Source organism: Micromonospora sp. NPDC000663 (assembly GCF_042898105.1).
Classification (GTDB): domain Bacteria; phylum Actinomycetota; class Actinomycetes; order Mycobacteriales; family Micromonosporaceae; genus Micromonospora.
In genome coordinates this window covers 52,050-63,640 of the sequence record NZ_JBIAYR010000010.1, presented here as the reverse complement: position 1 = coordinate 63,640, position 11,591 = coordinate 52,050, and the positions used below count along the sequence as shown (strand labels likewise).

10 protein-coding genes and 1 pseudogene are annotated in these 11,591 nt (G+C 69.6%); 5 read left to right on the top strand and 6 right to left on the bottom strand.

Annotated features, from left to right (window positions below):
- Positions 1–65: 65 nt before the first annotated feature.
- The 6 genes from ACFY1S_RS25450 to ACFY1S_RS25425 all read right to left on the bottom strand — a co-directional run bounded on the left by ACFY1S_RS25450 (position 66) and on the right by ACFY1S_RS25425 (position 7,779).
- Positions 66–680: a lytic polysaccharide monooxygenase gene (locus tag ACFY1S_RS25450; RefSeq protein WP_387122785.1), complete on the bottom strand. Its 615-nt coding sequence runs from the start codon at positions 678–680 to the stop codon at positions 66–68.
- Positions 681–907: 227 nt separating this feature from the next.
- Positions 908–1,489 carry a hypothetical protein gene (locus ACFY1S_RS25445; protein WP_387122782.1) on the bottom strand — a complete coding sequence of 194 codons (582 nt, stop codon included), beginning with the start codon at positions 1,487–1,489 and terminating at the stop codon, positions 908–910.
- A 423-nt stretch (positions 1,490–1,912) separates the two neighbouring features.
- Positions 1,913–2,404 (bottom strand): radical SAM protein, encoded by a 492-nt coding sequence (locus ACFY1S_RS25440; RefSeq protein ID WP_387122779.1) that lies wholly within the window; start codon positions 2,402–2,404, stop codon positions 1,913–1,915.
- Positions 2,405–2,554: 150 nt separating this feature from the next.
- Positions 2,555–4,930, bottom strand: a complete 2,376-nt coding sequence (locus tag ACFY1S_RS25435) for a phosphoketolase (protein WP_387122975.1) — start codon at positions 4,928–4,930, stop codon at positions 2,555–2,557.
- 329 nt (positions 4,931–5,259) lie between these two features.
- Complete coding sequence (locus ACFY1S_RS25430; RefSeq protein WP_387122776.1) at positions 5,260–5,814, bottom strand: hypothetical protein; 555 nt, start codon at positions 5,812–5,814, stop codon at positions 5,260–5,262.
- A gap of 117 nt (positions 5,815–5,931) precedes the next feature.
- The gene (locus ACFY1S_RS25425) at positions 5,932–7,779 is read right to left on the bottom strand and encodes a glycoside hydrolase family 15 protein (protein ID WP_387122773.1); all 1,848 of its coding nucleotides are present in this window, start codon (positions 7,777–7,779) and stop codon (positions 5,932–5,934) included.
- A 201-nt stretch (positions 7,780–7,980) separates the two neighbouring features.
- Here ACFY1S_RS25425 and ACFY1S_RS25420 point away from each other — a divergent pair.
- The 5 genes and pseudogenes from ACFY1S_RS25420 (at position 7,981) to ACFY1S_RS25400 (ending at position 11,299) form a co-directional block, all read left to right on the top strand.
- Positions 7,981–9,159: pseudogene (locus tag ACFY1S_RS25420) on the top strand (MalY/PatB family protein).
- 23 nt (positions 9,160–9,182) lie between these two features.
- Positions 9,183–9,386, top strand: a complete 204-nt coding sequence (locus ACFY1S_RS25415; RefSeq protein WP_387122770.1) for a hypothetical protein — start codon at positions 9,183–9,185, stop codon at positions 9,384–9,386.
- A gap of 208 nt (positions 9,387–9,594) precedes the next feature.
- Complete coding sequence (locus tag ACFY1S_RS25410; RefSeq protein ID WP_387122767.1) at positions 9,595–10,125, top strand: matrixin family metalloprotease; 531 nt, start codon at positions 9,595–9,597, stop codon at positions 10,123–10,125.
- A 71-nt stretch (positions 10,126–10,196) separates the two neighbouring features.
- Positions 10,197–10,790 (top strand): hypothetical protein, encoded by a 594-nt coding sequence (locus ACFY1S_RS25405; RefSeq protein ID WP_387122764.1) that lies wholly within the window; start codon positions 10,197–10,199, stop codon positions 10,788–10,790.
- Between the two features lie 50 nt (positions 10,791–10,840).
- Positions 10,841–11,299: a hypothetical protein gene (locus ACFY1S_RS25400; RefSeq protein WP_387122761.1), complete on the top strand. Its 459-nt coding sequence runs from the start codon at positions 10,841–10,843 to the stop codon at positions 11,297–11,299.
- The last annotated feature ends 292 nt before the right edge of the window (positions 11,300–11,591 follow it).

Here is an 11,591-nt window from a genome sequence, read left to right as displayed (position 1 = left end):
GCCGGGCGGCAGGACTCCGGCCCAGGACGTCGACGCCCTGGGCCGGAGCGGACCGGACCGGCCGATCAGGCGATCTTGATGTCGCTGCACCACATGTAGGTCTGGTCCATGTGTGACGCCTTCCAGACCACGAACAGGATGTGGTTTCCGGTGCGTCCGGAGACCGAGACGTTGAACGAGATGTTCTGCGCCGGCGCGTACCGCCCGGTCGTCGTGATCAGGTCGAGGTTGCCCCACCCGAGCCGCTGGGTGGCCGGGTTGAACCCCTGCTTGGTGACGTAGACCCGGAAGTAGTCAGCGCCGTGGCTTGCCTGGTCGTACATCTGGACGGTGAAGTTGCTGCCGACGGTGGTCGCCTTCCAGGCTCCGGGCTGGTTCACCGCGTCGTTCCTGGAGAGAGCGTTGCTGCACAGCTGCCCGTCAGGGGTGCGGGCCTGGAACTGGCCGGCGAGGCCGTCCCGCAGCTGGCTCATCCAGTTCCACATGGTGTCGGGGTTTGCCTGGAACGCCTGCCAGCACATCGGGTCCTGCTGCTGCATGGCCGGGTTCGTGTGCTGGTTGCCCCAGGTCTTCCAGCACTGGTACGCGCGACTCGCCGGGTTGATGACGGTGCCGTGGGCCTGGGCCGGGCTGGTCCAGGGCAGCGTACCGGCCACCATGGCGAACAGCAGGACGAGCACTCGGAGGGACCTGCGGACTGTCGACCGGGATCGCCCGCCGGATAGTTCGGACGTGTGTGGACGCACTGTTCATCCTCCGTTCGTTGGGACTGGAGATCAGATTGGGAACGCTCCCACACACAACTGTTACATCCATGACACTAAATATCAACGTTGATCTATCTAAAGTCGGATGTGGATCGGGTTGACCGGTATCACCCTCGGGTACGCCCGGCCGTCCAGCCTGGTCACAGCCCGGCTGCGGCATCGTACCGGCGGCGCTGGTCGGCCATCTCCGACTCGGTCAGCGCCTCCTTGAGCGCCAACTCCTCGTACCTGTCCGGGAACATTTCCCGCAGCCGGTCGACGAACCTGACGTCGGCGGTCGCCTCGACGACCTGGATGCCCGGAGGCTCGGTGGTCATGTCCATGATCACCGGGCCGGCCAGCTTGACCGCCACGTCCCAGGGGCGTTTCGGCTCGGCGATCCCGCAGAGGTGGAAGCCGTAGACCGTCCGTACGTCGGCGAGCGCGGTGACCTCGGCCGGCTCGTAGCCGTAGACGCGGACCCCGCAGATCACCGGCGGCTTCTTCTCCTCGGTGGCCACCTGCTGGGCGCCGTGCCCTGCGTGGTTGTGCTGCCCCGGGTCCGCCTGTTCGAGTGTGCTGCGCATCCGGCTCATGATCTGCCCCTGCAGATCCGCCGGCTCCGTCTTCGGGTCGGCCCGGTTGAGGAGCACGACAGTGCCTGCCGACACCGCCAGCAGGATCACCGCCACCCACACGAAGCGATTCCGGTACCAACCCGCGAGACTCTCTCGGGAAATCATTGCTGCTTCTCACCTCGTCGCCGGTTCTGGTGCGCTGGCAGGCCGGATCGGGCACCCCGGGAGAGGTCGGACGTCGAGCGCGTCGGCCGTCGAGGGCGCGTACCGGGGATGCGGACGCGGGCGGGGATGCGTGCCCGTCGTCACGAAGGTGGCCCGGCGATGCGGCAGGGGGTGCCGGTCAAAAGCGGCGCGCTGCCGGCGCTGCGATGCTCCCGTGCTTGCCGTTCTCAGCACGGTTGCCCCCGCGCTGCGGCGATGTGAGCTATTCCAACACGGTTGGATCCGCTCTGGCAACATCGATGAGCATCAGCGTGGATCCGGGTTCGGCCGCCCTCCGTCGTTCCGGTCTGGCCGCCCCGAGTCGTACGAGGTGGCCGTCCAGCAGCGGCTGTGGGCCGTCTCGTTCGACGCGCCGGTGGGCGGTCAGTACACGGTCAACCCGTGATCGCGGAACTGGCCACGGACCCGACGCAGCAGCGCCTCATCCGGCGGCGGCGTGTGCGCCAGCGGGAACGGCATGCCGAGGGCGGCGTACTTCTGGGCACCGAGCCGGTGGAAGGGCAGTACCTCGACGCGTTCGACGGTGGGCACGCCTGCCGCGATGGACGCGACGGCGTCGACGTTCAACGGGTCGTCGGTGAGGCCGGGCACGAGGACGAAACGCACACATATCGGCGTGCCCCGGTCGGCCAGGCGGTGCGCGAACCGCACGGTCGGAGCCAGCCGCCCGGTGCGGGTCACAGTCCGGTAGGTGCCCGGGTCGCCGGATTTGATGTCGAGCAGAACCAGGTCGGTGGCGTCCAGCAGGGCGTCGTCGGCGCGCTCGCCGAGCAGGCCGCTGGTGTCCAGGGCGGTGTGCAGCCGCAGATCCTTGCAGCGGCGCAGCACCTCACGGGTGAAGACTGGCTGTTGCACCCCTCCTTCGTCTCCTCCCAGCCTTGCCGAGCGGGCACCCGCGGTTCAGGGCCAGAGGTCCCGGACGGATCGCGACCGTCCGGGACCTGCGGGTGCGTGTGCGATCTCCTGCTGAGCGAGCCAGGTGCGCGTACCAGGTCCGGCGCGGTCTCAGCCGCGTTCGGCCCAGTCGCCGAGTGCCCAGTCGCGGACCTCGGGCATGTCCTCCAGGTGCTCCACCACGTAGGTCTCGTGGCGGTCGAGCTGACTCTGGCACCACGCCTTCAGGTCCGCCGCGCCGCGCGGGAGGCGCTTGGCGTTGTTGATGGCGTCCATCACGAGGTGGTACCGCGACGCCCTGTTGCGCACCGTCATGTCGAACGGGGTGGTTGTCGTGCCCTGCTCGATGAAGCCGCGGACACGGAACCGGTCCGCGTCCGGTCGGCCATGCACGAGTTGGTGGATCGCGCCGGGGTAGCCGTGGAAGGAGAACACCACGTCGACGGTGTCGGTGAACAGCTCGGTGAACAGGGTCTCGCTCATGCCGTGCGGGTGGTCCTTGGGCCGGACCAGGGTCATCAGGTCGACCACGTTGACCACGCGGACCTTGAAGCCGGGCAGTCGGTCGCGCAGGATCTGCGCCGCCGCGAGCGTCTCCATGGTGACGACGTCGCCGGCGCAGGCGAGGACGATGTCGGGGTCGCTGGTGCCGTCGTCGGTGCCCGCCCAGTCCCAGACACCCGCGCCGCGGGCGCAGTGCTCGACCGCCTCGTCCATCGAGAGGTACTGCAGCTGCGGCTGTTTGTCGATGACGATCAGGTTGATGTACGACCGCGACCGGAAGCAGTGGTCGGCCACCGACAGCAGGGTGTTGGCGTCCGGCGGCAGGTAGACCCGGGCGACGTCGCCGCGCTGGGTGAGCACCACCTGGATCAGGCCCGGCCCCTGGTGGGAGAAACCGTTGTGGTCGTTGCGCCACGCAGTCGAGGTGAGCAGCACGTTGAGGCTCGGCACCTTCTCGCGCCAGGGCAGGTGCTTGGCCTCCTGCAACCACTTGCCGTGCTGCACGGTCTGCGAGGCGCTGACCATGGCGAACGCCTCGTACGTGGCGAACATGCCGTGCCGGCCGGTCAGGTTGTAGCCCTCCAGCCATCCGTGGCAGTTGTGCTCGCTGAGCACCTCCATGACCCGGCCGGCTCGGCTGATCGCCACATCCTCCGGCGTCACCCGTTCCATGAAGGCACGGTCAGAGACCTCGAAGACGGAACCGAGCCGGTTGCTGTTTGTCTCGTCGGGACAGAACAATCGGAACCGGTCGGGGTTGCGGGTGTAGATGTCCCGCATCATCTCGCCAAGCTTGCGCGTCGACTCGGCCCGCTGCTGCGCGGGCCGGGGCACGTCGACCGCGTAGGCACGGAAGTCCGGCAGGTCCAGATCCTGGGTCAGTCTCCCGCCGTTGGCATGCGGGCTGGCGCTCATCCGCAGGTCACCGTCGGGGGCCTGGTCCCGGACCAACGCCACGGGCGCGCCGGCGGAATCGAACAGCTCCTCCGGACGGTACGACCTGAGCCAGCTTTCCAGAAGCGCGAGATGCTCCGGGTTGTCCTTGACGCCGGACAGCGGGACCTGGTGTGACCGCCAGGTTCCGGTGACGGTGATCCCGTCGACTGAGTCCGGCCCGGTCCAGCCCTTGGGTGACCGCAGGACGATCAGCGGCCACGTCGGGCGGGTGCCGTCCCAGGAACCGTCGCGGGCGGCGGTCTGGATGTCGCGGATCATCGTCCAGGCGGTGGCGAGGGCGGCGGCGAAGCGGTGGTGCATGCCGGGCAGGTCGGAGCCCTCGACCTCGATGACGTCGTAGCCGTGGCCACGCAGCAGGTTGCGTACCTCCTCGGGATCCTTGCGCCCCAGCACGGTGGGACCGGAGATCTTGGCGTCGTTGAGGTGCAGGATCGGCAGGACCGCGCCGTCGCGCTCGGGGTTGAGGAAGGACACGCCCTTCCAGGAGCCCTCCAGGGGCCCGGTCTCGGCCTCACCGTCGCCCACCACCGCGATGGCCAGCAGGTCCGGGTTGTCCATGACCGCGCCGAACGCGTGGACCAGGACGTAGCCCAGCTCGCCGCCCTCGTGGATGGAGCCGGGGGTGGTCACCGACACGTGCGACGGGATGCCGCCCGGGCTGGAGAACTGCCGGAACAGCCGCAGCATCCCGGCCTCGTCCTGGCTGACCTGCGGGTAGATCTCACTGTAGGTGCCCTCCAGGTAGCCGGCGGCCACCAGTGCCGGGCCGCCGTGGCCCGGGCCGGCCAGGTAGATCGCCTGCTGACCGGTGTGCCGGATCAGCCGGGAGACGTGCGCGTAGATCAGCGACAGGCCGGGGCTGGTTCCCCAGTGACCGAGCAGGCGCGGCTTGATGTGCTCGGCCGACAGGGGTTCGCGGAGAAGCGGATTGCCCTGTAGGTAGATCTGTCCGATGGTCAGGTAGTTGTTCGCCCGCCACCACGCGTCCAGACCGGCGATGTCGGTGTCGTCGAGCTCGGCGAGCATGCGGGGTTCGGATACGACCGCGGTCACGGTGGCTCCTTTCACAGATCTCGGCTTGTCACGGTCACGCTAGGTCCAGCCGAAGACGGCGGCCAAGGTCCGGAAGCCGTCCGCCGAGGGACTTTCGACCCGGTATCCCGGGCGCGATCACGTGGGCACCGTGCGACGCGACTCCGGTACGAGATCGTCCGAACTCACCGGACGGGTGTGCCGGGCCACAAGGGTCATCCACTCCACCAGGTCGGCGCGGGGCGTTCGGCCGGAGGCGGACAGGAGGCGCAGCAACCGAGGCGGTTCCGGGCCGCGCCAGCCAGCCCAGGAATGCGAGCAGGTCAGCTCAGTGTGAAGGTCACATCGTCGACGTCGAAGGCGGTGGCGCCGTTGCCGGCCGTCTCGCTGGCGAAGAAGCTGGCCGTCGCGGTGCGTTCGGTCGTCGCCGTCCCCGTCGACATGCCGTACTGCCGCCACTGCGCCCCGCCGTCGAAGGCCAGCGAGAACCTGGTCTTCGGGGGTATCCCGGTGACCGCCAGGCCGACGTTCAGGTAGTCGCTGCGGCTGGTCTCCGTGGTGATGGTCCGGACCCAGAAGCGGACCGTCAGGTCGCAGTCGGCAGGGACCGTGACGGTGGTGCGCAGCAGGTCGCTGTGCGTCACGTCCAGGCCCGCGAAGCTGGCGTACGCGCGGCCGGTGTGCGCGGGCCGGCTCGCGTCGCCCAGCACGACGATGCGGGGGCCGGCGGTCCAGCCGGTGGTGCCGCGCTCGAACCCGGGGTTCGGGTGGATCTGCCCGGCGCAGGGCGCGTCGGCCGCGGGCCGGCCGTACGACGCGCCGCCGGTGCTCAGGAGCAGCAGGGCCGCGACCGAGGCGGCGGTGACGAAGGCTTTCATGCGTCCTCCCCGTGTCAACACATTCGAGAGTGTCGATGCAGCTCGACGATGCGTGATGGGCGTGGGCGCGTCAAGAACTTCCCAACGCCGGCCCGACGGCGAGGGCCACCGCCTGCGCTAACGGCGGCGGTGGGAGTCGGCCTCGGCGTCGAGCAGGTCGTTGAGCGTCAGCGCCGAATTGATCAACGACAGGTGGCTGAACGCCTGGGGGTAGTTGCCGATCTGCTCCCCGGTCGAGGCGATCTCCTCGGCGTACAGGCCGAGGTGGTTGCTGAAGGTGAACATCTTCTCGAACGTGAGTCGGGCGTCGTCGAGCCGGCCGGCCCGGGCCAACGCCTCGACGTACCAGAACGTGCACATGTTGAAGGTGCCCTCGTGGCCGGGCAGGCCGTCGGGGGAGTGGACCGGGTCGTACCTGTGGACCAGGCTGTCGGAGACCAGTTCGCGTTCGATCGCCGTGAGGGTGGACTGCCACAGGGGGTCGCTCGGCGTGACGAAACCGAACGCCGGCATGGCGAGCAACGCCGCGTCCAGCACCGCCTCGTCGTACGCCTGCACGAAGGTGCCGCGACCCCTGTCGTACCCGCGCTCCATGACCTGGTTGTAGATCCGGTTGCGTTGTTCGGACCAGCAGGTCAGGTCCCCGGGGCGGCCGGTGCGGGTGGCCAGGCGGATGGCCCGGTCCAGCGCCACCCAGGACATCACCCGCCCGAACGTGTAGTTGCGGGGGTGGTGCCGGCTCTCCCAGATGCCGGCGTCGCGCTGATCCCAGTTCTGGCAGAGCCAGTCGACAAGGCGGACGGTGCTCTTCCACACCTGGTGTGAGACGCGGATGCCCTGCTCGTCTGCGAGATGCATGGCGTAGAGCGCCTCGCCGTGGATGTCGAGCTGGAGTTGGTCGGCGGCGCCGTTGCCGATCCGCACCGGCCGCGAGCCCCGGTAGCCCTCCAGGTGATCGAGAACCTCCTCGTGCAGGTCGGAGGAGCCGTCCACCCGGTACATGATCTTCAGTGGGTCCTGGTGGTCGCTGGCCTCGCGGATCCGCTCGTCCAGCCAGTCCATGTACCGGCTGACCTCCTCGGTGAACCCGAGGCCGAGCAGCGCGTGCACCGAGAACGACGTGTCCCGTATCCAGGTGTAGCGGTAGTCCCAGTTGCGGGTCCCGCCCACCAGTTCGGGCAGCGCGGCGGTGGGCGCGGCGATCATCGCGCCGGTCGGCGCGTACGTCATGAGCTTCAGCGTGATGGCGGAGCGCTCGACCATCTCCCGCCAGCGACCCGTGTAGCGGGAGCGTTCGAGCCAGCGCCGCCAGTAGTCCCTGGTCCACTCGAACATGCCCTGGATCTCCTCCGGCGGGAAGATCCGGGGCTCGGTGCCGGCCGTCTCCAGGACCACGCCGCCGGTGTCGCCCTCGTTCAGGATGCCGTATGCGACGAGGTCGCCGCCCTCGAGGCGGACGTCGCCGCGTTCGGCGAGCAGCCGCCGCACGGGGTCGACGGGGTTGAACGTCATCGTCGCCGACCGGCTGCGAAAGACGTAGCCGTTGGGGTGGCGCTCCAGCTGATGCTCTTCGCGGGCGTAGTCGAACCGCGGTCGGCACTCCACCCGGAAACGCATGGTGCCCCGGACCATGGTGACCATGCGGACGAGGCGGTGCGAGTCGGTGGCCCGTTCGCCGGTGACCGGCATGAAGTCCATCACCTCGGCCACGCCGTCGGCACTGATGAACCGGGTGATCAGGATGGGTGTACCGGGGAGGTAGAGCTGCTTGGTGACGTACTGGACGTCGTGCGGCGAGATACGGAAGAAGCCGCCCTTCTCCTTGTCCAGCAGCGCGGCGAAGATGCTCGGCGAGTCGAAGCGCGGCGCGCAGAACCAGTCGACGGTCCCGTCACACGTCACCAGCGCGGCGGTCTGCAGGTCGCCGATGAGTCCGTGATCCTCGATCGCCGGATAGCTGTCCACGTCTCTCCCCGGTTCGGCTGCGTCCTGCGCATCGAACATAGGGGGAGAATTGTCGCGTTAGGTGAGATTCACGTTCCGCCACCCTCTTGCGTGCCTCGACGGGATGGCCAACAGCTTCTCACTCTGTTGATCAGGAGCATCGAGCGTCGGGCACCGCACCCGGCGCCGCGCGGTCGGTGCTGCGCGCAATAGGCTTCGGACATGAGTGGTGTGCTCAGCGGTGCCCGAGACACGGTCAATCCCCTTCGCCAGCTCACGCTCGACCAGCTCCGTCAACGGACCAGCCTCAAGTGGCGGGAGTACCCCGACGACGTGCTGCCGCTCTGGGTGGCGGAGATGGACGTGCCGCTGGCCGAGCCGGTCGCCCGGGCGATCACCGACGCCGTCGCGCGCGGTGACACCGGCTACGCCGCAGGTACGGCGTACCCGCGGGCGCTGGCGGAGTTCGCCAGGCGGCGGTGGGGGTGAGACGGGCTGGCCGTGGAGCGCACCGCGCTGGTGCCCGACGTGATGCACGGCGTCGTCGAGGCGCTGCGGCTGGTCACCGGTCCGGGGGACGCGGTGGTCGTCAACTGCCCGGTCTACCCGCCGTTCTACGAGTTCGTGGCGCACGCCGGCCGCCGGATCGTGGAGGCCCCGCTCGGCGAGGACCTGCGGATCGACCTGGACGCCCTGCAGGTCGCCTTCCGCAGCGCGCGGGCCGATGGACGGCCGGCGGCGTACCTGCTGTGCAGCCCGCACAACCCGACAGGTGTCATCCACACCCCCGGCGAGCTGGCAGCCGTCGCCGATCTGGCCGGGCGGCACGGGGTGCGGGTGGTCGCCGACGAGATCCACGCCCCGGTGGTGGCCGGGGGAGCGCGCTTCACGCCGTACCTCTCGGTGCCCGGAGCGGAGAACGGCCTGTCGCTGATGTCCGCCTCCAAGGGATGGAACCTCGCCGGCCTGCGCGGCGGGCTCCTCATCGCCGGTCCGGCCGCGGCCGGGGACCTCGCCCGCGTGCCGTTCGAGGCGAGTGCGAGCACCAGCCACCTGGGCGTCATCGCCCACACGGCGGCCTTCCGCGACGGCGGGGAATGGCTCGACGCCCTGTTGACCGGCCTGGACGACAACCGCCGGCTCCTGGCCGCGCTGCTCGCCGAGCACCTGCCAGCCATCGGGTACCGACCCGGCCAGGCCACCTATCTCGCCTGGCTCGACTGCCGCGCCCTGGGCCTCGGCGACGATCCCGCCGCCGTGTTCCTCGACCGTGGGCGGGTGGCGCTCAACTCCGGTTCGGCCTTCGGCACCGGCGGCGCCGGTCACGTCCGGCTGAATCTGGCGACCGCACCGGAGCTGATCACCGAGGCGGTACGCCGGATGGCCGCCGCCGTCGCCTGAGCAGCCGGCGGGGCGGTGTGAGCATGGGGTGGCAGGACTGGGTCGGTACGTTCACCGGCGTCGTCCTCGTCAGCGCTCGCGGCGGCCTGCTCGATCCTCGTCGAGACGCGCAGTACGCCCTGCGCCTGGACCGCGCGTCCTCTGTGGACGATGTGCTGCTCAACGCCGCCGGCGCCGGACTGGCCGCGCTCGCGTCACGCCGCCGGTGGCGTCCAACAGCCTATTGACCGACGCCTATTTGGCGATAGGCTGGCGGCACGCCGGAAGCACATCATCCGAGCACGGCACAACGACGGCCGTCCGACCATCCGGCGACGAACCTCCATCAGCACCGCACCATTCGCAGAACGGCTCAACGGGGGAGCTGGATGCATGCCGTGTGTTGCACGCTCACGCGCCTCCATCGCGTTCGAAGCCCACGATGAGGAGACGCCTGTGCCCTTCCGCCGACCTTCCGCCCGACGCTCGTCACTTGCCGCCGCCGCGCTGGCCGCGGCGCTCGTCGCTGCCCAGGCAGTGCCGGCCCCAGCCCTCGCCCACTGGAACGGCACGGGCCAGCTGAACGCGTACATCAGCATCTACCCGTACAACTACAACAACACCTGGATGGCGCCCCTTGACCGTTCCCTCTCGAACTGGAACGGCACCGCCAGTCCCGCGTACTTCTACAAGGACACGCTGTCCAGCTCCACGCTGACGGTGACGTCGTACAGCGACACCTGGTACGGCTACTACCAGGCGTGCGGATCGAGCTGCATGTACGTACGCGTGAACTCCCGGACGATCAACCGGGACGCCAGCAACTTCAGCAATTTCGTGACAAGTGTGGTCGTGCACGAGCTGGGTCACGCGTTGAACCTCGCGCACAACGACCTGTCCGCATCGATCATGAATCACAGCCGCAATCGAAACTCGATGACCACTCCGCAGTCCCACGACGTGGCGGACGTCAACGCCTACTACTAGGCCGACGGCCGACCACGACGTACAGAACGGGACCAGTAGTTCACAGTCATCGACCTGGACAGGAGTTTCGAATGAGGACACCACTGATCGTCCGCGCCGTCGGCGCGCTGTTGCTGGCGGCGGCGGCCACCGCGTGCTCCGCGAACGCCGACCACGGCGACGCCCCCCACCCGCAGAACGTCCTGTACCGCGCCGACTATCCGTCGTACGCCACAGCCGGTGAGCTGTACGCCGGGGCGAGCGTGGTGGTGCAGGGACATGTCGAGTCCGCCCAGCGGGTCGTCCGCCTGGTGCAGGCGGCACCGCCGGGGCAGGCGCTGCCGGCGCCGGTGGAGGCGGAGCGCCGGGAGGGGATGGTCGTGACCGTCCGTACGGTGAAGGTCTCCCGGGTTTTCAAGGGGGCCGTCAAGCCGGGTGACGTCGTGCAGGTCAAGCAGTTGGGCGGCAAGCTGGACGGGGTGACCTACACCGAGGAGCACGGCGTGCCGCTGCGCGAGAACGGCCAGTACACGCTCTTTCTGGAGACGTACCCCGACCAGCCGGCCTCGCTCCTGAACCCGGTGCAGGCGCAGTACCCGGTGGAGTCCGGTGACGGGCTGCGCTCGCTGCCCGGAAACGGGATCACCACGTCGGTCGCCGAGCTTGCTACGTTGGCCCGGAAGTAGCGGGTACGCGAGTCCGTGACCTGACAGCTCACCCTGCGGAGGGGGGCCACGTGTTCGACGTCAGAGCCCGGTGGTTCCCCCTCTGCGCGCTGGTGGGCGCCACGCTCCTCGTCACGGCGTGCGGGTCGGGCGACGCCGAGGTCGCGTACTGGAGCAACGGCAGCGACCAGGACAAGGCCGTCGAGTCGTACGCCGGTTCGGCGCACTGCGGGTGGCAGGACCTGACCTTCCTGCACGTCCGGTGGCCCCTGGCCGGGCAGACCGGCGAGCCGGCGAACCGGCAGTACGTCAGGGATCCGGCGGGTCAGCTCGGTGCTGAGGTACGCGCCAGCTACGCCCCGCGTGCCGAGTTGCCCGCCGACGCCCGTACCACCGACTACACAGGCCCGGACGGGCAGCAGCTGTGGTTGGCGCCGAGCGACGCCGACAACCTCGCGTACGTGGTCTACCCGGGTTCGCAGCGGGTGGAGGCCTGGCCGCGCACGACGCAGACACTCGGCTGCGACTGAGCCGGGCGGGGCGACGACGCGGGCACCGTGCAGCCGGGACGGCTGGCCGACCTGGTGGTCACCGACGGGGACGCCGCCCGGTACCGCGCCGGGCAGCCGGCGGGGGTGGCGTGACGACCACACTGCTCGGCGCCCGGGCCGGCCGGTCCGACGGCGGGTCGCCGGGCTCGTCGGCGCACGGGAACCGGTTCGGGTTCACCCCCACCGCCCGGTACGCGTCTAGTCGCGCCGCCGCCCGGGCGGTCCGTACGCGACGGACCGGCCCGGTCACGTGTCCGGCCCGTGCGCGCCG